Annotated in this window: 22 protein-coding genes; 15 read left to right on the top strand and 7 right to left on the bottom strand. The window is 69.6% G+C overall.

Translation table 11 applies throughout. The features are described from left to right. Positions 1–98 precede the first annotated feature (98 nt). Both AC0KTA_RS26690 and AC0KTA_RS26685 read left to right on the top strand, forming a co-directional pair. Positions 99–596 carry a GNAT family N-acetyltransferase gene (locus AC0KTA_RS26690; RefSeq protein WP_481050755.1) on the top strand — a complete coding sequence of 166 codons (498 nt, stop codon included), beginning with the start codon at positions 99–101 and terminating at the stop codon, positions 594–596. Between the two features lie 10 nt (positions 597–606). Beyond that, complete coding sequence (locus tag AC0KTA_RS26685) at positions 607–1,422, top strand: serine hydrolase domain-containing protein (protein ID WP_481050754.1); 816 nt, start codon at positions 607–609, stop codon at positions 1,420–1,422. Between the two features lie 188 nt (positions 1,423–1,610). Here AC0KTA_RS26685 and AC0KTA_RS26680 read toward each other — a convergent pair whose 3' ends face one another. Beyond that, positions 1,611–2,267, bottom strand: a complete 657-nt coding sequence (locus AC0KTA_RS26680) for a pirin family protein (protein WP_481050753.1) — start codon at positions 2,265–2,267, stop codon at positions 1,611–1,613. Between the two features lie 154 nt (positions 2,268–2,421). On the opposite strand from AC0KTA_RS26680, the gene fasR reads away from it, so the two are divergent. The 5 genes from fasR to fabF all read left to right on the top strand — a co-directional run bounded on the left by fasR (position 2,422) and on the right by fabF (position 7,379). Next, positions 2,422–3,561, top strand: coding sequence for a fatty acid biosynthesis transcriptional regulator FasR (fasR, locus tag AC0KTA_RS26675; protein WP_481056569.1), 1,140 nt, complete (start codon positions 2,422–2,424; stop codon positions 3,559–3,561). Positions 3,562–3,650: 89 nt separating this feature from the next. Further along, complete coding sequence (locus tag AC0KTA_RS26670) at positions 3,651–4,601, top strand: ACP S-malonyltransferase (RefSeq protein WP_481050752.1); 951 nt, start codon at positions 3,651–3,653, stop codon at positions 4,599–4,601. 16 nt (positions 4,602–4,617) lie between these two features. Beyond that, entirely contained in the window at positions 4,618–5,649 is a 1,032-nt protein-coding gene (locus AC0KTA_RS26665; RefSeq protein WP_481050751.1) for a beta-ketoacyl-ACP synthase 3, read from the top strand. A 99-nt stretch (positions 5,650–5,748) separates the two neighbouring features. After that, on the top strand, positions 5,749–5,997 hold the full coding sequence (locus AC0KTA_RS26660) for an acyl carrier protein (protein WP_481050750.1): 249 nt from the start codon (positions 5,749–5,751) through the stop codon (positions 5,995–5,997). A 116-nt stretch (positions 5,998–6,113) separates the two neighbouring features. Then, positions 6,114–7,379: a beta-ketoacyl-ACP synthase II gene (fabF, locus tag AC0KTA_RS26655; RefSeq protein ID WP_481050749.1), complete on the top strand. Its 1,266-nt coding sequence runs from the start codon at positions 6,114–6,116 to the stop codon at positions 7,377–7,379. 69 nt (positions 7,380–7,448) lie between these two features. Here the strand turns inward: fabF and AC0KTA_RS26650 are convergent, their stop codons facing one another. Further along, positions 7,449–7,943: a DUF3145 domain-containing protein gene (locus AC0KTA_RS26650; protein ID WP_481050748.1), complete on the bottom strand. Its 495-nt coding sequence runs from the start codon at positions 7,941–7,943 to the stop codon at positions 7,449–7,451. Positions 7,944–8,297: 354 nt separating this feature from the next. Between AC0KTA_RS26650 and AC0KTA_RS26645 the strand changes: the two genes are divergently transcribed. Next, a complete protein-coding gene (locus AC0KTA_RS26645) occupies positions 8,298–9,209 on the top strand; it encodes an SGNH/GDSL hydrolase family protein (protein ID WP_481050747.1) in 912 nt (303 codons plus the stop codon). Between the two features lie 15 nt (positions 9,210–9,224). On the opposite strand, the gene AC0KTA_RS26640 is transcribed toward AC0KTA_RS26645, so the two are convergent. Genes AC0KTA_RS26640 through AC0KTA_RS26630 form a run of 3 tightly spaced genes read right to left on the bottom strand, consistent with a single transcriptional unit; the run spans position 9,225 to position 11,398 of the window. Beyond that, positions 9,225–10,073: an NAD(P)H-binding protein gene (locus AC0KTA_RS26640; RefSeq protein ID WP_481050746.1), complete on the bottom strand. Its 849-nt coding sequence runs from the start codon at positions 10,071–10,073 to the stop codon at positions 9,225–9,227. A 25-nt stretch (positions 10,074–10,098) separates the two neighbouring features. Next, a complete protein-coding gene (locus AC0KTA_RS26635) occupies positions 10,099–10,494 on the bottom strand; it encodes a RidA family protein (protein ID WP_481050745.1) in 396 nt (131 codons plus the stop codon). 34 nt (positions 10,495–10,528) lie between these two features. Then, complete coding sequence (locus AC0KTA_RS26630; RefSeq protein WP_481050744.1) at positions 10,529–11,398, bottom strand: NAD(P)-dependent oxidoreductase; 870 nt, start codon at positions 11,396–11,398, stop codon at positions 10,529–10,531. Positions 11,399–11,531: 133 nt separating this feature from the next. Here AC0KTA_RS26630 and AC0KTA_RS26625 point away from each other — a divergent pair, with 133 nt between their 5' ends. The 4 genes from AC0KTA_RS26625 to AC0KTA_RS26610 all read left to right on the top strand — a co-directional run bounded on the left by AC0KTA_RS26625 (position 11,532) and on the right by AC0KTA_RS26610 (position 16,939). Then, on the top strand, positions 11,532–12,437 hold the full coding sequence (locus AC0KTA_RS26625; protein WP_481050743.1) for a LysR family transcriptional regulator: 906 nt from the start codon (positions 11,532–11,534) through the stop codon (positions 12,435–12,437). Positions 12,438–12,554: 117 nt separating this feature from the next. Beyond that, on the top strand, positions 12,555–13,856 hold the full coding sequence (locus AC0KTA_RS26620) for a pyroglutamyl-peptidase I (protein WP_481050742.1): 1,302 nt from the start codon (positions 12,555–12,557) through the stop codon (positions 13,854–13,856). Between the two features lie 134 nt (positions 13,857–13,990). Beyond that, the gene (locus AC0KTA_RS26615; RefSeq protein WP_481050741.1) at positions 13,991–15,733 is read left to right on the top strand and encodes a recombinase family protein; all 1,743 of its coding nucleotides are present in this window, start codon (positions 13,991–13,993) and stop codon (positions 15,731–15,733) included. Positions 15,734–16,588: 855 nt separating this feature from the next. After that, on the top strand, positions 16,589–16,939 hold the full coding sequence (locus tag AC0KTA_RS26610) for an HNH endonuclease (protein ID WP_481050740.1): 351 nt from the start codon (positions 16,589–16,591) through the stop codon (positions 16,937–16,939). Positions 16,940–17,350: 411 nt separating this feature from the next. On the opposite strand, the gene AC0KTA_RS26605 is transcribed toward AC0KTA_RS26610, so the two are convergent. Further along, on the bottom strand, positions 17,351–17,677 hold the full coding sequence (locus tag AC0KTA_RS26605) for an uS12 family ribosomal protein (RefSeq protein ID WP_481050739.1): 327 nt from the start codon (positions 17,675–17,677) through the stop codon (positions 17,351–17,353). 708 nt (positions 17,678–18,385) lie between these two features. Here AC0KTA_RS26605 and AC0KTA_RS26600 point away from each other — a divergent pair. Beyond that, entirely contained in the window at positions 18,386–19,321 is a 936-nt protein-coding gene (locus AC0KTA_RS26600) for a major capsid protein (protein WP_481050738.1), read from the top strand. A 78-nt stretch (positions 19,322–19,399) separates the two neighbouring features. Here the strand turns inward: AC0KTA_RS26600 and AC0KTA_RS26595 are convergent, their stop codons facing one another. Beyond that, entirely contained in the window at positions 19,400–20,626 is a 1,227-nt protein-coding gene (locus AC0KTA_RS26595) for an NsdA family TPR-like regulatory protein (RefSeq protein ID WP_481050737.1), read from the bottom strand. A gap of 236 nt (positions 20,627–20,862) precedes the next feature. On the opposite strand from AC0KTA_RS26595, the gene AC0KTA_RS26590 reads away from it, so the two are divergent. Further along, positions 20,863–21,984 carry an adenosylhomocysteinase gene (locus tag AC0KTA_RS26590; protein WP_481050736.1) on the top strand — a complete coding sequence of 374 codons (1,122 nt, stop codon included), beginning with the start codon at positions 20,863–20,865 and terminating at the stop codon, positions 21,982–21,984. Between the two features lie 4 nt (positions 21,985–21,988). Next, positions 21,989–22,531 carry an NUDIX hydrolase gene (locus tag AC0KTA_RS26585; protein ID WP_481050735.1) on the top strand — a complete coding sequence of 181 codons (543 nt, stop codon included), beginning with the start codon at positions 21,989–21,991 and terminating at the stop codon, positions 22,529–22,531. Positions 22,532–22,557: the final 26 nt, after the last annotated feature.

The following is a 22,557-nucleotide window of genomic DNA, read 5'->3' as shown; positions in this document are numbered from 1 at the left end:
GAGTGCACTCCAAGCAAGAGAATAAGGGGAGAAGGGAGATCGCCGGCTCCGCGGAAATCCGCGGGACGGCGCCGAGGTGCGCTGACTACCGTGCCGCCATGAATCTTGTACGCCGCGCCGCACCGGCGGACGCCGAGGAAGTCATACGCCTCCGCCAGGTCATGATCGACTCCGTGTTCGCCCTGGACGGCACCCTCCCCAGTACGTCCGTCACCGACTGGCACACCGAGGCCCTCCCCACCGTCCGCGAGCACCTCGCCGACCCCGACGGGAACTTCGCCGCGTTCGTCGTCGACCACCCCGAGCGGCCCGGCGGGCTCGCCGCGCTCGCCGTGGGCACCCTGGAGTACCGCATCGGGCGGGCGGGCAATCCGCGCGGCGTCGCGGGCTACGTCTTCAGCGTCGCCACCGACCCCGGCATGCGCCGCCGGGGCTTCTCGCGTGCCTGCGTGGAGGCGCTGCTCGACTGGTTCCGCGAGCGGGGCGCCGGGCAGGTGGACCTCACCGCGTCTCCCGACGCCGAGCCGCTGTACGCCTCGCTCGGCTTCGTACGCAAGCCCGACCCCTACATGCAGCTCAAACTCAAGGGCGCTTAGGCTGCTGCGCATGCAGAGCCTGGCACTGATCGAGAACTGGCAGGTCCCGACCGCGGCCGCCGCCGTCGTCCGCGCGGACGGCACGGTGGCCGGGACGCGCGGGCCCACGGGGCACCGCTTCGCGCTCGCCTCGGTCACCAAACCCCTCGCCGCGTACGCCGCGCTCGTCGCGTACGAGGAGGGGGCCGTCGAGCTGGACGAGCCCGCCGGGCCCGAGGGGTCGACCGTGCGGCATCTGCTCGCGCACACCAGCGGGCTCGCGTTCGACGAGCACGAGGTGGTGGCGGCGCCGGGGACGCGGCGGCTGTACTCCAACGCCGGGTTCGAGGTGCTCGGCGACCACATCGCCAAGGCGACCGAGATTCCCTTCGCGGACTATCTGCGGCAGGCCGTGCTCGAGCCGCTCGGGATGTCCTCGACGTTCCTCGACGGCGGGGCCTCGCCCGCGAAGGACGGGGTGTCGACCGTGGACGATCTCGTGCGGTTCGCGGCCGAGGTGCAGATGCCGCGGCTGCTCGATGCGCGGACCGTCGCGGCCGCGATGTCCGTGGCCTACCCCGGGCTCAAGGGTGTGCTGCCGGGGTACGGGCATCAGAACCCCAACGACTGGGGGCTCGGGTTCGAGATCCGAGACGGGAAGTCGCCGCACTGGACGGGGAGTTCGTCCTCGCCGCGGACCTTCGGGCATTTCGGGCAGGCCGGAACGTTCCTGTGGATCGACCCGGACGCGGGGGCGGCGTGCGTGGCCCTGGCCGACCGGGCCTTCGGGCCGTGGGCCGTGGAGGCCTGGCCCACGTTTACGGACGCGGTGCTGGCCGAACTGTAGGTGCGGGGCGCCGGGGCTGAGGTGCGTGCGGAGAGTGCGTTGCCCGGCGCCGCGGGGTCCGCCCTGTGCCCACCCGTTCCGCCCTCTGGGCGGACCAGCTGCCCACAGGGCGGGCGGGAGAGCGGGACGCGGACCAGCTGCCCACAGGGCGGGCGGGGCCGCATGCCGCCCGCAGGGCGGGGCGGTGCCTAGCTCATCTCCCACACCAGCAGCTCCGCCCTCCCCCCGTACGACACCACGTCGAGGCCCGGTTCTGATGTGAGGCGGGCCGAGTCGCCGGGGCCCAGTTCCTCGCGCGCCAGGGCGACTTCGCCGTGGATCACGTGGACGTACACCGCGGGGGCGTCCGGGAGGGCCGTGCGTTCGCCGGGGGTCAGGCGGCGTACGTGGAGGAGGGCGCCCGCCGCGGGGACGGCGTAGGGGGTGGAGTCGGCGATGCCGCGGACGATGTCGTAGGACGGGGTGCCGCCGGGCTCCAGGGGGGCTAGCCACATCTGGAGGAAGGTCAGGGGCTCGGGGCCCGCGTTGCGCTCGACGTGCCGGACGCCGGCGCCCGCGCCGAGGTGCTGGACGTCGCCGGGGCGGATCACCGACTCGTGGCCCGCCGAGTCGCGGTGGGTGAGCTCGCCCCTGACGACCCAGGTGACGATCTCGGTGTGGCTGTGCGGGTGTTCGTCGAAGCCGGCGCCGGGCGCGAGATGTTCCTCGTTGCAGGCGAGCAGCGCGCCGAAGCGGAGGTTGTCGGGTTCGTAGTAGGGCCCGAAGGAGAAGGCGTGGAAGGAGTCGATCCCCGCCATGGGGTCGCCCCCGGGATACCGCTCGCCGGAGCGCCGTACATCAATCACGCCCACCACGTTAGACCCGGCCCCGCATGCCGCCGTCCCGATAAGGCAGTCTTGTCCCGTGCCCGAACCCTCAGCGAACGAAGCCCACCAGGACTCCGGCGACTCCGGCCGCGACGCCCGGCGCGGCCACCGCGCCCACGCGCACGCCGCGACCCTGAAGCGCCTGGAGAAGTCGTCCGGCAGCCTCGCGGCGCAGGCGATCGCGCGCATGGACGAGACGCTGTCCTGGTACCGGGCCATGCCACCGGAGAACCGCTCGTGGATCGGCCTGGTCGCGCAGGCCGGTATCGCCGCGTTCACGGAGTGGTTCCGGCACCCGGACGCCCCGCAGGCGATCTCCACGGACGTCTTCGGGACCGCGCCGCGCGAGCTGACCCGGGCGATCACGCTGCGCCAGACCGTGGAAATGGTGCGGACCACCATCGAGGTGATGGAGTCCGCGATCGACGAGGTGGCGGCGCCCGGCGACGAGGGCGTGCTGCGCGAGGCGCTGCTCGTCTACGCCCGCGAGATCGCCTTCGCCACCGCGCAGGTGTACGCACAGGCCGCCGAGGCACGCGGTGCCTGGGACGCGCGCCTGGAGTCGCTCGTGGTGAACGCGGTGCTCTCCGGGGAGGCCGATGAAGGTGCCGTCTCCCGTGCCGCGGCGCTCGGCTGGAACTCGCCGGAGCATGTGTGCGTGGTCCTCGGCACCGCGCCCGACGGCGACAGCGAACTCACCGTCGAGGCCATCCGCCGGGCCGCCCGGCACGCGAAGCTCCAGGTGCTCACCGGGGTGCTCGGCTCCCGCCTGGTCGTCATCGCGGGCGGCAACGACAACCCCCTGGCCGTGGCCAAGGCCCTCATCGGCCCGTACGCGGCCGGCCCCGTCGTGGCCGGCCCGATCGTGCCCGACCTGCTCGCCGCGACCCGCTCCGCGCAGGCCGCCGCCGCGGGCCTGAAGGCCTGCGGTGCCTGGCAGGACGCGCCGCGCCCGGTGCTCGCGGACGATCTGCTGCCCGAGCGCGCGATGGCGGGCGATCCGGCGGCGCGCGAACAACTGGTGGAGGAGATCTACAGACCGCTCGAAGAGGCCGGTTCCGCGCTGCTGGAGACGCTCAGCGTCTACCTGGAACAGGCGAGCAGCCTGGAGGGCGCCGCCCGGATGCTGTTCGTGCACCCCAACACCGTGCGCTACCGGCTTCGACGTGTGACTGACGTCACCGGCTGGTCCCCCTCGGACGTACGCTCGGCGTTCACGCTGCGCATCGCGCTGATCCTGGGACGTCTCGCCGACGCCGATCCCCAGTCCTGAGCCTTTGTCGGGGTCCTACAATTCCCTCAGCGGTTCTTCGTCCCTGTCCCCACGGGCGGTTCGTACTGTCCACAAGAGAGAGTGTGAGAGTGCTCGTACTCGTCGCTCCCGGCCAAGGCGCTCAGACGCCCGGCTTCCTGACTCCCTGGCTCGACCTCCCCGGTGCCGCCGACCGCCTCGCCGCCTGGTCCGACGCCATCGGCCTCGACCTCGCCCACTACGGCACGCAGGCGGACGCGGACGCGATCCGCGACACCGCCGTGGCGCAGCCGCTGCTCGTGGCCGCCGGCCTGCTCTCCGCCGCGGCACTGGGTGACAGCGAGACCGTGGCCCCGGGCGCCGTCGCCGGGCACAGCGTGGGTGAGATCACGGCCGCCGCGTACGCGGGAGTGCTGTCCGAGGACGCCGCGCTGCGCTTCGTACGCAAGCGGGGCCTGGCCATGGCCGATGCCGCGGCCGTGACGGAGACCGGCATGGCGGCGCTGCTCGGCGGCGACGCCGAGGTCACCCTGGCGCACCTGGACAAGCTCGGCCTGACCCCGGCGAACGTGAACGGCGCGGGCCAGATCGTGGCCGCCGGCACCGCCGAGCAGCTGGCCGCGCTCGCCGAGGACAAGCCGGAGGGCGTCCGCAAGGTCGTGCCCCTGAAGGTCGCGGGCGCGTTCCACACGCACCACATGGCACCTGCTGTCTCCGTGCTCGAAGAGGCCGCCAAGGACCTCGACGTCGCGGACCCGAAGCTCACGTACCTCTCGAACCGCGACGGCAAGGTCATCACGCAGGGCTCCGACGTCGTGGCCCGCCTCGTCGGCCAGGTCGCCAACCCGGTGCGCTGGGACCTGTGCATGGACACGTTCCGGGAACTCGGGGTCACGGCGCTGATCGAGGTGTGCCCCGGCGGCACGCTGACCGGGATCGCCAAGCGCGCCCTCAAGGGCGTCAAGACCCTGGCCGTGAAGAAGCCCGAGGACCTAGACGCCGCCCGCGCGCTCATCGCCGAGACCACCGAGGCCGACGCCGCGGCCGCGGCGGACGCCTGAGAAGGAGCTGGAGAGCATGGCGAAGATCAAGCCCAGTCGGGGCGCCGCGCACGCGCGCATCATGGGCGTCGGCGGCTATCGCCCGACGCGTGTGGTGCCCAACGAGGTGATCCTGGAGAGGATCGACTCCTCCGACGAGTGGATCCGCTCCCGCTCCGGCATCGCGACCCGCCACTGGGCGTCCGACGAGGAGACCGTGTCGGCGATGTCCGTCGAGGCGGCCGGCAAGGCGATCGCCGACGCGGGCATCCGGCCCGAGCAGATCGGCGCCGTGATCGTCTCCACGGTGTCGCACTTCAAGCAGACCCCGGCCATCGCCACGGAGATCGCGGACAAGCTCGGCACGGGCAGGCCCGCCGCGTTCGACATCTCCGCGGGCTGCGCCGGCTTCGGCTACGGCCTGACCCTCGCCAAGGGCATGGTCGTCGACGGCTCCGCCGAGTACGCGCTGGTGATCGGCGTGGAGCGGCTCAGCGACCTGACCGACCTGGAGGACCGCGCGACGGCCTTCCTGTTCGGTGACGGTGCCGGCGCGGTCGTCGTCGGCCCCGCCGCGGAGCCCGCGATCGGCCCGACGGTCTGGGGTTCGGAGGGCGACAAGTCCGAGACGATCAAGCAGACGGTGGCCTGGGACCGATTCCACTACGGTGACGCGTCGCAGCTGCCGGTCGACTCCAAGGGCGAAGTCAAGTTCCCTGCCATTACGCAGGAAGGCCAAGCGGTGTTCCGCTGGGCCGTGTTCGAGATGGCGAAGGTCGCCCAGCAGGCGCTGGACGCGGCCGGAATCAGCGCGAACGACCTGGACGTCTTCATTCCGCACCAGGCCAACATGCGGATCATCGACTCGATGGTGAAGACTTTGAAGCTGCCGGAGCACGTCACGGTCGCCCGTGACGTGGAGGCCACCGGCAACACCTCGGCCGCCTCGATCCCGCTCGCGATGGAGCGGCTCCTGGCGACCGGTGAGGCGAAGAGCGGCGACACCGCGCTCGTCATCGGCTTCGGGGCGGGTCTCGTGTACGCCGCGACGGTCGTTACCCTCCCCTAGGCACCCGCTGCGGATCTTCGGATCCGTACGGCTGTTAACCAACCTGCCGCTGCCGCGGCGGGCGCCACACCCTCTGGATACATACGAAGGAGCGCCAACATGGCCGCCACTCAGGAAGAGATCGTCGCCGGTCTCGCCGAGATCGTGAACGAGATCGCCGGCATCCCGGTCGAGGACGTCCAGCTGGACAAGTCCTTCACCGACGACCTGGACGTCGACTCGCTGTCCATGGTCGAGGTCGTCGTCGCCGCCGAAGAGCGCTTCGACGTCAAGATCCCGGACGACGACGTCAAGGGCCTCAAGACCGTCGGCGACGCGACCAAGTACATCCTCGAGCACCAGGCCTGACATCAGGTACGAGCCTGACGACCGCAGGCTCGTGCCGGCCGGGCTCATGCCAGCCGCCACCCGGCGGTGGCGCCGCCGCATCCGCATCTGAACCAAATCGTGGAGAGAGAAATCCAGTGAACTCGACCAATCGCACCGTGGTCGTCACCGGTATCGGCGCAACCACACCGCTGGGTGGCGACGCGGCATCGACCTGGGAGGGTCTGCTCGCAGGCCGTTCCGGGATCAGCCTCATCGAGGAGGACTGGGCAGCCGAGCTGCCGGTCCGCATCGCCGGCCGCATCGCCGTCGAGCCGACGGAGACGATCCCGCGCCCGCAGGCCCGCAAGCTCGACCGCTCGGCGCAGTTCGCGCTGGTCGCGGCCCAGGAGGCCTGGAAGGACGCGGGCTTCACCGGCAAGGCCGGCGACGAGGAAGCAGCCGTCGACCCCGACCGTCTGGGCGCGGTCGTCGCCTCCGGCATCGGCGGCGTGACGACGCTCCTCGAGCAGTACGACGTGCTGAAGGAGAAGGGCGTACGCCGCGTCTCCCCGCACACCGTCCCGATGCTGATGCCCAACTCGCCCGCGGCGAACGTCGGCATCGCCCTGAACGCCCGCGCCGGGGTGCACACCCCGGTCTCGGCCTGCGCGTCCGGCGCGGAGGCCATCGGCTACGCGATCGAGATGATCCGCACCGGCCGCGCCGACATCGTGGTCGCCGGCGGCACGGAGGCGGCCATCCACCCGCTGCCGATCGTCGCGTTCGGCAACATGATGGCGATGTCGAAGAACAACGACGACCCGCAGGGCGCGTCCCGCCCCTGGGACGTGGACCGCAACGGCTTCGTGCTCGGCGAGGGCGCGGGCGTGATCGTCCTGGAGTCCGAGGAGCACGCCAAGGCCCGCAACGCCAAGATCTACGCGGAGGCGGTCGGCCAGGGCATCTCGGCCGACGCGCACCACATCACGCAGCCCGAGCCGTCCGGCAACGGCATCGCGAAGGCGCTGCAGAACCTGGTCGACAACACCGGCCTGAAGCCCACCGAGATCGCGCACATCAACGCGCACGCGACCTCGACGCCGCAGGGCGACATCGGTGAGATCAAGGCGCTGCGCCAGGCGTTCGGCGACGACGTCGACCACATGGCGATCGCCTCGACGAAGTCGATGACCGGTCATCTGCTCGGTGGCGCGGGCGGCGTGGAGACCGTCGCGACGGTCCTCGCGCTCAAGCACCGCATCGCCCCGCCGACGATCAACATCGACAACCTCGACCCCGAGGTCGACGCGGACGTCATCCGCGGCGAGGCCCGCCCGCTGCCCGAGGGCACGATCGCGGCCCTCAACGACTCGTTCGGCTTCGGCGGCCACAACGTGGTGCTCGCCTTCCGGACGGTCTGACGGCCGCTCACGGTACGTACGCCGAAGGCCCACCCGGTCGCTCCGGGTGGGCCTTCGGCGTACGTACCCTCAGACCACTTGGTGCAGCCAGCGCACCGGCGCGCCCTCGCCCGCGTACCGGAACGGCTCCAGTTCGTCGTCCCAGGGCTTGCCGAGGAGCCTGGCCAGCTCGGCCTCCAGGTCGCTCTCGCCGCGCTGGGAGCGGGCGAGGGCGGCGCGCAGGCGGTCCTCCGGGATCAGGATGTCGCCGTGGATGCCGGTGACGGCGTGGAAGATGCCGAGCTGGGGCGTGGCGCTGTACCGCTCGCCCTCGGCGGCCGCGGACGGCTCGGCCGTGACCTCGAAGCGCAGCAGGTCCCAGCCGCGCAGCGCGGAGGCGAGCTTGGAGGCGGTGCCGGCCGAGCCCTGCCAGGAGAACTCGGATCTCCAGGTGCCGGGCGCCGCGGGCTGCCGAATCCAGTCGAGGCTGACGCGTGCGCCGAGCACGCCCGCGACGGCCCACTCGACGTGCGGGCACAGCGCGCGCGGTGCGGAGTGCACGTACAGAACTCCACGTGTCGTCACCGGGACCTCCAGTGTGGGACGAGGTACGCCTTCCCCAGCGGCCTCGCGCCCGTGCCGAGCGATATTCCCCGAAAGCGGAGAAAGTCAAGAAAAGGGGACAGATGTGACGTGATGTAATTTAGCGGAACCAAGAAAAGCGGGTGCCACTGGGTGGCGAGGCTACCGTGCGGCGAGGCAAGGAGTGTGACGTACCGTCGGTCCGGATGCCGGGAAACGCCCAGGTTTCACTCGCTGGGAGGCCCGGAAAACCCCCGGCTGGGTGTCCGGCAGCGGCAGACGGGACATATCAGCACTCGGCAGGACGCAACCCGGAGGGCCCGTACGACGTCACGATGGACGACAGAGGGGACGAGGATGCGGAATTCAAGGCACCGCGCGCGGGCCGCCGTCGCCCTCGCGACGGCGGCTCTCACCGGCTTCGCCACGCTCACCGCGTGTGACGCGTCCGGCGGCGACTCGGCGGCACCGAAGGGGCCGTCGGCCCAGGACAGAGCGGCCCCCAAGCCGGCGCCCGTCTGGGACACAAGCCCGCGCTCCCTCGCCGCCGTCGGCGACTCCATCACGCGCGGCTTCGACGCCTGCTCGGTGCTCTCCGACTGCCCGGAGGCGTCCTGGGCGACCGGCAGCGACGACGGTGTGCGCAGCCTCGCGCAGCGGCTGCTCGGCAAGCAGCGGGCGGCGACGCACAGTTGGAACCACGCGAAGACCGGCGCGCGGATGGCGGACCTGCCGGGGCAGATGGCGAAGGCCGCGGCGCACGCGCCCGAATTGGTGACGGTGATGGCCGGCGCCAATGACGCCTGCCGCTCGTCGGTCGACGCGATGACCTCCGTCGCGGACTTCCGGGCCGACTTCCAGGAGTCCCTGCGGACGCTGCGGCGCGACCAGCCGAAGACGCAGGTGTACGTCGCCAGCGTGCCCGACCTCAAGCGGCTCTGGTCGACGGGGCGCACCAACCAGCTCGGCAAGCAGGTGTGGAAGCTCGGCATCTGCGCCTCGATGCTGGCCGACGCGGACTCCATGGGCCGCGCCGCGACCGACCGGCGCCAGTCCGTGCAGGAGCGGGTCGTGGCGTACAACAAGGTGCTCAAGGACGTCTGCGCGAAGGACCGGCGCTGCCGGTACGACGACGGCGCCGTCTTCAACTTCCGCTTCGGCGGGGACCAGTTGAGTCACTGGGACTGGTTCCACCCGAACAAGGACGGGCAGTCGCGGCTCGCGGAGATGGCGTATCGGGGGGTCACGGCCACCCGGTCGAAGGGGTAGCCGCGCCTCCTGGGCCTACGCCTGCACGAAGGCCTCGGCGTGCTCGCGTGCCCACTGGGCGAACGTGCGGGCCGGGCGGCCGGTGAGGCGCGGGACGGTGTCGGTCACCGTGCGGCCCACGGGCGGCGTGTTCTTGTAGACGTCGAGCAGCCAGGCGATCGTGGCGTCGTCGTGCCCCTGGGCGCGCATCCCGGCCGCGGCCTGCTCCTCCGTCAGCTCGACCAGCGCGATCTCCGTGCCCCGCGCCTCGGCCAGGGCCGCCACCTTCTCGCGGACCGTGAGGGCCTGCGGTCCTGTCACGACGTACTCCTGCCCGGCGTGCCCCTCCTCGGTGAGCGCGACCGCGATCACCGCCCCGATGTCGCCCTCGTGCACCAGCGCGCTGACCCGGTCGACGAACGGGGCCCGCACCTCGCCCTCGACCCGGGCGGCCTCCGCCCACTCCAGGGAGTTCGCCATGAACTCCACCGGCATGACCACCGTCCAGTCGAGCTCGCCCGCGCACACCGCGTCCTGCAGCGGGGACGAGCCGCCGCCGTGGAGTACGGTGATCCGCCGCACCCCGGCCTCGCGGGCCAGGGCGAGGATCTCGGGGCCGGTCTCCAGGGGCTCGTAGCCACCGCCGGTGAAGGTGATCAGGTACAGGCCGGTGACGCCCTGAAGGGCGGCCTTGAGAGTCGCGGGATCCGCGAGGTCGCCCCGTACCGTCTCGACGCCGTCGGGGAACTCCGCCTTCGCCGGATCGCGGGTGAGCGCGCGCACCGCCTGCCCGCGCTCCAGCAGTTCGCGGACGACCTCGCGGCCGACGGTTCCGGTGGCTCCGGCGACGAGGTGGGTGTGCTGGGTGTTCGGTGTGTTCGTCATGCCGTGAACGTACGGGGAGTTGCGGTCAGTTTCTGTCCTGGTCTCCCGGCAGTGCCGCCACCACCTCCACCTCGATCAGCGCCTCGGGCTTGAACAGCCGCGGGACCGACACCGTGGTGCTCGTGGGCGGGGTGCCGGTGAGGTACGTGCGGCGTACGGCGGCGTAGCCGGGCAGGTCGTCCATGTCCGTCAGGAACGTGCGGATGTTGACGATGTCGGCGAGGGTCGCGCCGTGTGCCTCCAGGAGGGCGGTCAGGGTGGCGAAGACGCCGTGGCTCTGCGCGGTGATGTCCTCGCCGTCGGCGATCTGCCCGGAGAGGTACAACAGGGCGCTCCCGTCGGCGAGTTGGACGCGGGCGACCTGGGAGTAGGGGCCCAGGGGCTGGGGTGCGGAGGCGGGGTTGTCGAGGGTGGTGTGCATGAGTCGGTACTCCGGTTCCTTGAAGGGTGGTCGGCTAAGCGGTGCGGATGTGGGGGACGGCTCGGGCGATGTCCTCGTGGGTCAGGGCCGGGTCCGCCGCCGCGGCCTCGTAGTGGGCGCGGACCGCTTCCATCACGGGCAGCCGCGCCGCGCCCGTGGCCAGCGCCGCGTCCTTCGCCGCGAGGTCGTTGCCGAAGTGCACGTCGTCGGCGAAGGCCCGGGCGACCGCGCCCGCGAGCGGACCCCGGGCCAGGGCCCGGCGCGCCACCTCCTCGTCCAGGCCCAGCGCGTCGGCCAGGGCCATCGCCTCCGCGACCAGCGCGACCCCGCCGAGCACGGCGGTGTTCACGACGACCTTGAGCGCGGCGCCGGAGCCGAGCGGGCCGGTGCGGGTCACCGTGCCGAGGCCGGTGAGCAGGGGCTCGACGGCGGCGGCGGCCCCGCCCGCGAGGATGCCGAGCTCCCCCGCCGCGGCCTTGTCCGTGCTGCCCATGACGGGCGCGTCGACGAGCGTGACGCCGTCCGGCATCCGCTCCCCCAACTCCCGTACCGCGTCCGGGCCGACGGTCGACATCTCCACCCAGTGGACGCCCTCCCGCAGCACCGGCACGATCGCGTCGGCGACGGAACGCAGCGCCTCGGGCCCCGCCAGCATGGTGAGGACGACGTCCGCGTCGCGCACGGCGTCCGCGGGCGTGGCGGCGGGTTGCGCGCCCGCCGCGACGAGGGGGTCCGCCTTGGCGGCGGTGCGGTTCCACACGGTCAGCGGGTGACCGGCGGCCCGCAGCCGGCGGGCCATCGGGGCGCCCATGTGCCCGAGCCCGAGAAACGCGACCCGTAGGTCCTGGGGTTGGTCCGTGGTGCGTTCGTCGCGTTCGTCGCGCTGTTCCTTGTTCCGGTTCATGCGTACGACGCTAGGCCCGGGCAGGTGATGCCACAAGCGAATGCCTAGCATGGCAGCCATGATGGATCCGCATGAGCCAGGTCATGAGTCAGGTCTTGATTCACGTCATGAGTCAGGTCATGAGTCGAGTGATGTGTCCACCGTCTGGCTTCGCGCGTTCCTCGAAGTGGCCCGGCACGGCTCCTTCACCGTGGCCGCGCGCCGCCTCGGCTGGACACAGTCCGCCGTGTCCCGGCAGATCGCCTCCCTGGAGGCCGCGCTCGGCGGCGCGCCCCTCTTCGACCGGCTGCCGCGCGGCGTACGCCTCACCGCGCACGGCCGGGCCGCGCTGCCGCATACGGAGGCGGCGCTGGGCCAACTGGCCCGGATGCAGCGGGAGTTGACGGACCTGGACGGCGTGGCGGGCGGGCTGCTGCGGTTCGGGGCGTTCGCGACGGCGGACGCGGCGCTGGTGCCGCGGGCGATCGCCCTGTTCCGCACCCGTCACCCCGGGGTCGTCCTCGCCCGCGAGGAGGGCTTCACGCGGGCGCTGCTCAGCCGCCTCACGGAGGGCGACCTCGACCTGGCGGTCGTGTCGACGACGGGCGGCCCGCTGCCCGAGGACGCGTACGAACTGCACCATCTCCTCGACGAGAAGCTGTACGTGGCGGTGCCCGCCGACCACCCCCTGGCGGCCGAGCCCCGCGTCGGCCTGGCCCAACTCGCCGACGAGGACTGGGTGTCCGGCAGCCCCGAGCCGGCCGGCACCCTGCTCGACGCGGCGCTGCGGCACGGCTTCCGGCCCCGGATCGCCCATGTGGTGGGCGAGTGGACCGCCAAGCAGGGGTACGTGGCCGCGGGCCTCGGCGTGACCCTGGTCCCGGCGCTCGCGGCGCAGGGGGTGCGGCCGGACATCGCCCTGGTGCCGGTGCGGGACGAGGGCGTGCCCGCGCGGGCGGTGTACGCGGCGACGGCGCGGAGGCGGGCGCGGGTGCCGAGCGCGGAGCCGTTCCTCGCCGCGCTGCGGGAGTCGGCGCGGCTGGTGGACCGAAAACGGTGACCCCGCACCCGTACACCCGCAACCGGTGAACCCGCATCCGATCGACCGGCACCCGTAGCGCTCGCCTCCCCCGTCCCGCGATACTTCCGCCACCTCACCTGCAACGGAAGGACTCACGTGGCTTCCTCTCTCACCCCCGGGATACTCGGGCGGCGGCTCGGTGTGCTGGGCGTCGCGCTGCTGCTCGGCGTCTCCGCGTCGCCCGCCACGGCCGACTCCGCCACCGGCTCCGACAAGGGCTCCGGCTCCGGCGCGCCCACCGTCGAGGAGCAGCGCCTGGACCGGGCCGTGCCCCAGGAGATCCTGCGGCGCAGCGGGTTCGACGGCGTGGCGCCCGGCTTCGCGCGGGCCCTCGACCGGGCCCGCTCGTACCAGGAGGCCGAGCGTCTCGTCGTACGCCAGGGGAAGTCGCTGTGGCGGCGGGCGGTGGACCGGGCGCAGGGGCGCGGGCCTGCGGCGGGCGACTTGAGCCGGGACGACGACCGGCCGCTGTACTGGGCGCGGCTCGGGATGACGCGGGCGCTGCGGGCGTGGGAGCCGCGCGGGTTCGAGCTCGGGGACGCGCGACGGCAGCGTCTCCTCGGCACGCTGGAGACGACGTCCCGGGGGCAGGACACGATCAGGTACCCCAAGGGCGAGCGGATCAAGAAGGGTGAGCGGATCAAGCGGGTCCTCGTCACCGGCTTCGACCCCTTCACGCTCGACCGGGACACCCGCATCAGCAACCCGTCCGGTGCCACCGCCCTCGCCCTGGACGGCACCGTCGTACGGACCGCGGCCGGGCCCGTGCGCATCGAGACCGCCATGTTCCCGGTGCGCTGGACGGACTTCGCGCGGGGGACGGTGGAGCGGACGCTGCGGCGGCAGTTGCCGCGCGTCGACCTGTTCACGACCGTCAGCCAGGGCCGGGTCGGCAAGTTCGACATCGAGCGGACGAACGGGGCCTGGCGCGGCGGGTTCGGGGACAACGAGAACCTGTCGAGCACCGGCCTCGTCCCGGTCACCGACCCGGCCTCGCAGCCGCAGTGGACGACGACCACGCTGCCGTACAAGGACATCGTCGCGGCGGACACCGGCCGCTTTCCCATGTACGACAACACGGCCGTGACCGAGATCCCGGCGGGCGGCACCGAGCCGGTGGACCGGCCCGACGGGCCGACGCCGGGCTCCGCGGCGCGCAAGGGCGGCGGCGGGGACTATCTGTCCAACGAGATCGCCTACCGCGCGACGCTGCTGCGCGACCGCCTCGGGCTGCACGACCGGCTGCCCGGCGGGCATGTGCACACGCCGGTGCTGCAGTTCGGCGCCGGGAACACCGACCCGGCGACCGGGAAGGTCACGGATCCCGAGTTCGTACGCAACCGGGTGGACATCATCGAGCAGGTGCGGCGGATCGTGGTGACGGCGGTGGAGCGCTAGCCCTGGGCCCTCGCGGGGGCGCCCCAGTCCCACCCCTTCCCGATGCTCCAGAGTGACACTTCTGGAGTGATCGTTCCATGGCGGCATCGGTACTGGTCAGAGGCTCGGGGAACCCTTCGCTCTCCACGGAGAGCATGGAGAACAACACCACACCTGTAAAGGATCTGCCTACCAGCACACTGCGCGGTGTCCGCTGCATCCGGCTGTCTGTCCGCACGGACGAGACGACGAGCCCGGAACGGCAGCGGGAAGCCGATGACATCGCGGCGGCGGCCCTCGGCATTGAGTTCGGCGAGGGTGCCGCCCTGCGTGAAGCGGTCGACCTGGACGTGTCCGCGAGCCAGGTCGGCCCCTTCGACCGCCCGCAGCTCGGCGGATGGCTCACCCGTCCCGAGGACTTTGACGCCCTGGTGTTCTGGCGCTTTGACCGCGCTATCCGGGACATGGGTGACATGCACGAGCTTGCCAAGTGGGCTCGTGAACATCGCAAGCTGATCGTGTTCGCCGAGGGCATCGGCGGGGGGCGACTGACTTTCGACTTCCGCAACCCCATGGACCCCATGAGCGAACTCATGATGCTCATGCTGGCGTTCGCCGCTCAGGTCGAGTCGCAGAGCATCAAGGACCGCGTGACCGGGGCGCAGGCGGCCATGCGGAAGATGCCGCTTCGGTGGCGTGGCGGCGGCAAGCCCGCATACGGCTACCTTCCCGCCCCCATGCCCGCCGAGCACGGCGGCGTGGGCTGGACCCTCGTACCCGACCCGTACGCGGTGAAGATCATTGAGCGGATCATTGCCGAGCTGATGGACGGCAAAGGGGTGCTCACCATCGCGCGCGGGCTCAACGCCGATGGCGTGCTGTCCCCGTCCGCGCACTGGGCTGCCCACCAGGCCCGAGTGAAGAACAAGACCGCTGTAGCCACGGACAAGCCCGCGAAGCGCCCCGCGCAGTGGAACGCGCAGACCATTACACGCATGCTCACCAACCCCGCGCTCATAGGGTGGAAGATGCACAAGGGCAACCCGGTCCGCGACGACCAGGGCAACCCCGTCATGGCCACCACGTCCCCGATCTTCACCCGTGAAGAGTTCGATCAGGTCGGCGCTCTCCTTGCCCCCAAGCCAATCGCGGAGAAGGCGCCCGAGCGCAAGGACTCGGTGGCGCTGCTGCTGCGGGTCGTCCACTGCAACGGGTGCAGTGAGCGCATGTACCTCAACCGGTCCTCGGGCACCTACCGGTGCTCGTCATACAAGTACGGAACGTACTGCCCGGCCCCGTGCACCGTGCGTACCGAATGGGTCGACGACTACGTGAGCGAAGAGTTCCTGAAGGCTGCCGGACAGGTCCAGATCAACCGCGTCATCGAGATACCGGGCTATGACCCGCAGCCCGAGATAGACGCCACCCTCGCCGAGTTCGAAGAGCACCAACACGAGAGGGGGCGGCAGAAGTCCAAGAGCGCTCAGGCAGCCTGGCAGCGCCGCGCAGACGCCCTTGACGCACGCCTGGCCGAGCTGGAGTCCCGCGAGAAGCGCGAGCCGCGCCGCGACGTGGTGCCCACCGGCCGCACGTACGCCGATGACTGGCACCAGGGGGACACAGCAGCCCGCCGCGCCATGCTCATTGATGCCGGGGCACGGCTCATGGTCGAGCCGGGCGGCAAGGGCGGATGGCGACGGCTCGACCTGCGCCGCGTCGAGTTCACCATCACCGGGGAACTGGACCCCGCCATTGCCGAGCTTGCGACCGTCGCGGCAGACGTGGAAGCCGAAGCCCGCAACGATGCACTCCCGGCCCCGGGCAGCACGGTGCGGCTCGCGGAGCCTGCTCCCGCCACGTCCGATTCCGAGCCCTCCCGCGAACTGGTCGCTGCATAACGGCGTCGTAGGCCCGACACAGCCCCGGTCGGTCACAGTCGCCTGCCGGGGCTCCCAGACGCCCCGGTACAGTCCAAGCACGGCTAGGTACCCGGTTGTATGCGGTGCAGTTACAACTAGCCGTCAGAGCCCCAGTTGTCCCCGTGACAGTCGGGGCTTTCTGCTGCCCGCCCTCGGGCCCCGCTCGCTCGCCCTCGGGCCGACCGGCCAAACAGCGGCGAGGGGTGGTGGAGTGACGGCTTACACCACTTTTTTAGAACACGTAGAAAAAAATAAGAGAGAAGAGAGACCGGACCACTGTTCGGCACCACACCACGGCTCGGGACTCCGGGAAACCTCCGCTCTCCCTTGCAGACTGAGAGAGAAGCCAATACCGGCCGCCAACGCGGCGGCGGGAAACCTTCGCTCTCCCTTAAGACCGAGAGCGAGAGCCGCCCGACTGCCGGAAACGGCGCGGGAAACCTCCGCTCTCCCGAATCTTCCGAGAGCAGGACTACCGCGCACCCACCCGACACGGGGGCATCCGGCGGACTGAGTGCCCGACTCTCGGAAGAAGCGTTGCCCGTGCACCACGCACCCCGCTCGGGGTGGCCGCAGGGGTCGTGAGGCAACGCGCGGGGACCGCACCGCCCATGAGTAACCGCCCCTTTGACTGGGGGCGCTGAAAGGGGTTGAAGCGCGTGCGGTCCCCACCGTGTCCGGGCTGGCCCGAGCCGGCGAGGACGACGACCAGCCCGCCTGACCCAATTGGTAGAGGTGCGCGGTACCGGCCCCGTCAGGGGATATCGGCCGCAGAGTTCCCGGTTCAAGTCCGGGGGCGGGCACTCCACAACAACGAGCACCAGGCGGTGACTCATGACCCCATGCGTTGAGTGCAGCGAGGCAGCAACTCGCCGCGGACGCTGCGATGTTCACGACCGGACGTATCAGGACCGTCCCTCGGTTCGCGCCCGCCGTTCACGCGGTAGACGCCGTGCGAAGCGCCATGACGCGGCGGCCCGGCTCCGCAGGCGGATACGGGAGCGCGGTCACGCCTGGTATGACTGGTGCCTGAACGACTTCCCCGCGGATGTGGTGGACGTGGACCATGTGCGGCCCCTCGCGATGGGCGGGACGGACACGAGCGGCAATGTGCAGGTGCTGTGCCACGGGTGCCACCAGCTCAAGACGGCAACGGAGTTCGGGGCCGCTGGTGCCCCGTTCTGACACCCGCCCCGTACAGACTCTGACCAGGCCCGTACGGGGTGGTGAATCCTTCACCGCTTGCGCTTTTCCGGCAACTCCCTGAGGTGGACACCTGGGGCCGTCTCCCCCGTCTGGAAAATCGCGGCTGGCTTGCTCGGGCTAGCAGTCTCTTGCTGAGCTGCTTGCTTCGCAGTTTCTCGCTCTGCTCTGCCCTTGCGCCTCGAAGCCTTCTTATTGCTCTTCCCGCTCATGCCGAGTCTCCTTTCGCCACGGTTGCACTGTCGCCACCAGTACACGCAGACCGAGAGGGAGAGGCATCTCGTGTGCGTCATACGGGCTACGGATTTCTGTGCGCGCCTAGACCAGGCACGCGCGGTGCGGAGGGGGTGCGCTGTAGGCGCGCACGCTGCCCCCGAGTGGCCCTGGCCCTCGTCACCGGGCCGAAACAGCTCTCTTACACATCACCCTGTGTTTGATGCCAGCGGCGTTGATTTCGGTCTTGCGGCTGGATCGAACCCACACAGGCGAGCCTTCCCTGAGACCGTTCACGTCGCTAGGGATGTAGGCGGCCACCTCGGAGCCGTTGGGGAGCTTGACGTGTGCGATCCGGTGCGGGTTTCCATTTGGTTTTTCGGAATTGACCGATTCGATTCGGGTAACGGTGCCTCCCTTGGGGGCGTTTGGCGAAACTTTTTGATGTGTCGAAAATGCCAATTTCGCCCTTCTCGCATTTGGCCGTGACGTCTTCTTGCCTGCCATTTCAGCTCCCGACGCTCGATGTGGGCCTGTGGTTGACGCGTGAGATCTAGCCTCTGCTCCGCCGCCCGCTGTCACCTTTCAGAGTCGAGCGTCCTTTGGCGGCTCACAAGCGTGCTTCACCCAGACGGATCCAGCGAAACGATCCCCCGCCCCTGTTTGGAGGTACCCATACCCCGACGGCCCCGCCCTCCTTGTTCTGTCCCCGGGTGCCCCGAGCTGACGAGCGGGGGACGCTGCCCGACGCACGAGCGCGAGGCGCAGCAGCAGCGCGGCACGACGGCTGAGCGGGGCTATGACACCCGCTGGCAGCGCATCCGGCGCCGCTACCTGTACGCGCATCCGTGGTGTGTGCTGTGCAGCCGTACGGCGACGGTCGCCGACCACTTCCCCGAGTCGCGCCGCTCGCTGGTGGCTCGGGGTGTTGCCGATCCGGACGCGTTTTCTCGTCTGCGTCCGCTGTGCACGTCGTGCCACAACCGCGAGACCGCTAAGCATCAACCGGGCGGTTGGGCTGCCGAGCGCGTGAAGCATCGCCGGTTCTGAGTCGGCGACCAGGGGGTGGCCCCCTCGCCTCGCCGAGATTGATCGGCAGGGAGGCAAAAAACTCGCATGGCTCATTTGAGCGTTCCTGTGGGTCATGCGCATCGCCAGAAATTCTGGCGCTCACTTGATATTCCGAATTCCGGCTAACCACTAAGGGGAACTCTTATGGCATTGACTCTGACTGAGTCCGCGAAGCTCTCGCAGGACGAGCCGCGGCGCGGAGTGATCGAGACGTTCGTTCAGGAGTCTCCCATTCTGGATCGACTGCCGCTGATAGACGTCGCGGGGAACGCCTATCGATACAATGAAGAATCCGGCCTTCCCGGCGTCTCGTTCCGGGCAGTGAACGAGGCGTACCCGGAGAGCACCGGAGCCGTGAACCAGCGGATTGAAACGCTGGCCATCCTCGGCGGGGACGCGGACGTGGACAAGTTCATCGTGCAGACCCGGGGAAACCTCAACGACCAGCGGGCCGTTCAGACAACGATGAAGGTCAAGGCGGCCTCCATCCACTTTGCGGACCAGTTCTTCAACGGCGACACGGAAGTGAACCCCAAGGGGTTCGACGGCTTGCGCAAGCGACTGCTCGGTTCTCAAGTCCTGGACGCGAAGGGCGTCGGGCCTGTCGTCAACGGCTATGACTTCTTTGATGCGTTGGACGCGCTGACCGCGCAGGTGCGCGGCATCAACGGGTCCAACGGCGCGCTCTACATGAACGCCGAGATCCGTGCCAAGATCGTGTCCGGGTTCCGCCGGCTCGGCGGTGGCGAGCTGCTTCCTTCTGAGATCGCGGGAAAGCGCACCGTTGCCTGGAACGGCATTCCGCTCCTGGACGCAGGACAGAAGTTGGACGGCACCGATGTACTGCCCCTGGAAACCAGCACGGGCGGCAAGCAGACCGGCGACATCTACGCCGTACGCTTCGGCTCCTCCGAAGCCGATGCCGCTGTCTCCGGCCTGACCAACGGCGGCATCCAGGTCACCGACCTCGGCGAGTCCCACGACAAGCCCGTCTACCGCACCCGCAGCGACTTCTACTGCGGGCTCGCGCTGTTCGGCGGCAAGGCAGCCGCTCGCCTGACTGGCGTCTTGAACGGCTGATCCACTGAAAGCCCCCGTATTCGTCACCCTTAGTAGGATGGCGAGTACGGGGGCTTTTTGACGTGGTTCGGAGGCTAGCTAGCGCGCTTCTATTGCGGGTTGCCGCATTCCCTCATACGCCTCTCGCAGGTCACTTGCTTCCGAAATTTTTCGGGATTCAACGGCCCGTACAACTTCCAGGGCACGCCAGCGGTTGGAGGGAACGACGCGCCCCGAGAGGATGGCTCGCTGTGCGGCGTCGCAGGCTTCGTCCACTCGATCGGAAACGACAAGTGACAGTGCGAGATCGATATTGGCCGAGGCTACGCGACGCGGCCATGTTGAGATGTCATTCGATGGGGCAAGCCGGTTGATCACCTCGCGGGCGTACTCTTCGGCTGCGGGGTCGCCTACCCAAGCCAGGGTAGTCGCAGTGTAGGAAACGGACTTGCCGGGGTCGTACTGGTAATGATGCTCGGGGTGATCGGGGAATCGCATGGGAGAGACGAGTGCGTTGACTCGACCTATGGCACTGTACGTCTCGTTGGCTTGTCCGAGCCTGGCGTACGCGCGCCCCTCTTGGGCCGTTGCCTGGATTTCGACGGAACTCCCCTTCGGTGCAAGGGCTTGTGCTGCCTTGCTTAGCTCTACAGCCTTGGCGTAATCACCGGCAGTAAGAACCCGCCATGCGTCCGTCTCGAAACACCAGGCCTGAATTTCAGTATGCCCGGCATGCTTGGCCAGCGTCATAGCTGTGCGCAACCGTGCTGTCGCAGCATCCTCCTGGTTCAGATCGATGTGGAGTGTTGCGCCCAACAATGAGAACCAACCACCGAGGACCAGCAACTGCCGATGCTCGGCAAGGGTCTTCCTCGCGTCCAGCAATTGACTGACGTATGCCGAGTACTTACGCACCCGCACCAAGAGATCTTGCGGAGCAGAAGACGGATACTTCCTCGCTAGTTCATCAAACACCAGCTCAAGGCGTGAGAGGGTTTCGCCCCCGACGTCACTGGCTGCCACTCGCCGTACAAGCTCCAGGGCTTCCATTTCGTCATCATGGGCTGGGAGAGGCGACGCCGACTGGGTAGTTTGCCTGGGCGCCGCCTGCGGGACAGCCTCTACACAGTTGATCAATGAATCCAGTTGCGATACGGACACTTTCAGTTCTCGGCAAAGGTCCGGTCGATGGAAGGATTGTGGAGCGGTTTCGCCAGTCTCCCAACGGCTTACGGTTGTTCGCTCCACTCCGACGGCTTCAGCTAGTGATTCCTGGCTGAAACCCATCGCCTTGCGGCGCTTCACGAAGTTCTCTCGCCTGGCCATGCCGCCTCCCCGCTCTCCGGATTGTCGTTGTACCAGGTCAGAGGGTCCGGTGAGTCCAGTATGCGGCAGTGATGCGGCAGAGATGCGGCACTCCCGCGCTGGTACCTCGCGATACCCAGCCCTGTACTGGTGAATCGCCCAAGACGGGGTATCGGCGGAGCGGCCTTTGGAAGCCGTCTGCATCTCCCCGGATGGGCAGTCGAACAGCTCTCGCCTGGACCCGAGAGAGAGGCCCCATGGAAGCCACGGACCGTGCGCGACTGGAAAGCTACTTCAGCAGGATCGCTGATGAGTTCACACCGCCCGAGCGGCCGTCCTCACTGCTGATCACACACCTCTTACCCGAGCGCCCCGCGTTCATCAGGGCGGTTGGCAAGGCGACCAACCTGCGGGCCGTGCTGCCCAAACCGAAGTCCATCAACGCGATGGCCCGGCGCGAGGTGGAACAGGTCGTGGCGTGCGACGAACTGACGCGGGAGACGTTCGCCGACGCGGACACCGCCGTGACCTACCTGGAGACCAGGGCGGCCGGGGAACCGGTCGTGCTGCTCGACGTGGGCGGGTACTTCGCTCCGTCGCTGGACGCACTCTGTGCCCGCTTCACCGGTCACATCCTCGGCGTGGTCGAGGACACCGAGAATGGTCACAAGCGGTACGCCGACAGGGACAAGCTGCCGTGCCCCGTGGTGTCCGTCGCGCGCTCGCCCCTCAAAGACCCGGAAGACTTCCTGGTGGGCCAGTCGGTCGTCTTCTCCGCCGAAGCCCTCCTGCGAGGGCGTGGCGACATCCTGCACGGACGCCCCGCGCTGGTCCTCGGGTTCGGCAAGCTCGGTTCCAGCATCGCCCGGCTGCTGCACGTCAAAGGCGTGCGGGTCATCGTCTACGACATCAACCCGGTACGGCAGACGCAAGCCATGTCACACGGGTTCGAGGTGGCCCGAGACCGCGACCAAGCTCTGGAGACCGCTGGACTGGTGCTGTGCGCCACCGGGGGACTCAGCTTGCGCGGCGAAGACTTCCCCCGCCTGAAGAACGGCGCCTACGTCGCCACCGTGACCAGCTCGGAAGACGAACTGGAACTGGATGGCCTGCCTGCGGGCTACGTCCGGGACGGCGCCGGAGAGAACGTGACCCGGTACACGACCACGGGTCACTACTTCTACCTGCTGAATGGCGGCAACGCCGTCAACTTCCTGCATGGCGCGAGCGTTGGACCGTTCATCTTCCTCGTCCAAGCCGAAATCATCGCGGGCGCGGCCATGCTGGCTCGCGGCGGTCTGGACGCCACCCTGCACGAAGTCCCCGCCACCGACCGGGCAGCCATTGCGGCTACCTGGCTCCACTACTACAACAGGTGATCGAATGCCCATCACGGCACGCCACATCCGCACCACCCTCACCGAGTACGCCGACGCGCACCCCGAAGACAAGCACACCCTCGCACCCCTGTCGGAACTGTTGGACCAGGGAGCCGACGTGACCAGCCGGAAGGAGTTCCGCGGCCACGCCACCGCGGGCGCCGTACTCGTCAACGACCAGCACCAAGCGCTGTTCATCCACCACGTAGCCCTCAACAAGTGGCTAACCCCCGGCGGGCACCTGGAGCCCGAGGACACGAACCTGATGCACGCCGCCCTGCGCGAGCTGGTCGAAGAAACCGGGATCACCCTCAGCGTCGCCCCCGTCCAACCAACCCCGATCCACGTGGACGTGCACCCCATCCCCGCCAATGACAACAAGGACGAGCCCGCTCACTGGCACGCGGACTTCCGCTACGTCTTCAAGGTGACGGGCGAACACTCCGTAACGCTCCAAGAGGAAGAGGTCAGCGGGTACGCATGGCGGGGAATCGACACGATCACTGACGAGACGCTACGCAGCCGCGTCCTCGCCGCCCTGCGCTGATCTCTCGTCGCCCCGTCCGTCCCGGC

It is taken from the genome of Streptomyces sp. Y309, from assembly GCF_056712025.1.
Note: the sequence above shows the minus strand (reverse complement) of the source record. Positions and strands in the feature narration are given on the sequence as shown.

Excerpts from the sequence above, each read along its gene's own strand:
- AC0KTA_RS26690 (WP_481050755.1), top strand. The coding sequence starts at position 99 with ATGAATCTTGTACGCCGCGCCGCACCGGCGGACGCCGAGGAAGTCATA.
- AC0KTA_RS26685 (WP_481050754.1), top strand. The coding sequence starts at position 607 with ATGCAGAGCCTGGCACTGATCGAGAACTGGCAGGTCCCGACCGCGGCC.
- AC0KTA_RS26665 (WP_481050751.1), top strand. The coding sequence starts at position 4,618 with ATGGCGAAGATCAAGCCCAGTCGGGGCGCCGCGCACGCGCGCATCATG.
- AC0KTA_RS26660 (WP_481050750.1), top strand. The coding sequence starts at position 5,749 with ATGGCCGCCACTCAGGAAGAGATCGTCGCCGGTCTCGCCGAGATCGTG.
- AC0KTA_RS26645 (WP_481050747.1), top strand. The coding sequence starts at position 8,298 with ATGCGGAATTCAAGGCACCGCGCGCGGGCCGCCGTCGCCCTCGCGACG.
- AC0KTA_RS26640 (WP_481050746.1), bottom strand. The coding sequence starts at position 10,073 with ATGACGAACACACCGAACACCCAGCACACCCACCTCGTCGCCGGAGCC.
- AC0KTA_RS26635 (WP_481050745.1), bottom strand. The coding sequence starts at position 10,494 with ATGCACACCACCCTCGACAACCCCGCCTCCGCACCCCAGCCCCTGGGC.
- AC0KTA_RS26630 (WP_481050744.1), bottom strand. The coding sequence starts at position 11,398 with ATGAACCGGAACAAGGAACAGCGCGACGAACGCGACGAACGCACCACG.
- AC0KTA_RS26615 (WP_481050741.1), top strand. The coding sequence starts at position 13,991 with ATGGAGAACAACACCACACCTGTAAAGGATCTGCCTACCAGCACACTG.
- AC0KTA_RS26610 (WP_481050740.1), top strand. The coding sequence starts at position 16,589 with ATGACCCCATGCGTTGAGTGCAGCGAGGCAGCAACTCGCCGCGGACGC.
- AC0KTA_RS26605 (WP_481050739.1), bottom strand. The coding sequence starts at position 17,677 with ATGGCAGGCAAGAAGACGTCACGGCCAAATGCGAGAAGGGCGAAATTG.
- AC0KTA_RS26600 (WP_481050738.1), top strand. The coding sequence starts at position 18,386 with ATGGCATTGACTCTGACTGAGTCCGCGAAGCTCTCGCAGGACGAGCCG.
- AC0KTA_RS26595 (WP_481050737.1), bottom strand. The coding sequence starts at position 20,626 with ATGGCCAGGCGAGAGAACTTCGTGAAGCGCCGCAAGGCGATGGGTTTC.
- AC0KTA_RS26590 (WP_481050736.1), top strand. The coding sequence starts at position 20,863 with ATGGAAGCCACGGACCGTGCGCGACTGGAAAGCTACTTCAGCAGGATC.
- AC0KTA_RS26585 (WP_481050735.1), top strand. The coding sequence starts at position 21,989 with ATGCCCATCACGGCACGCCACATCCGCACCACCCTCACCGAGTACGCC.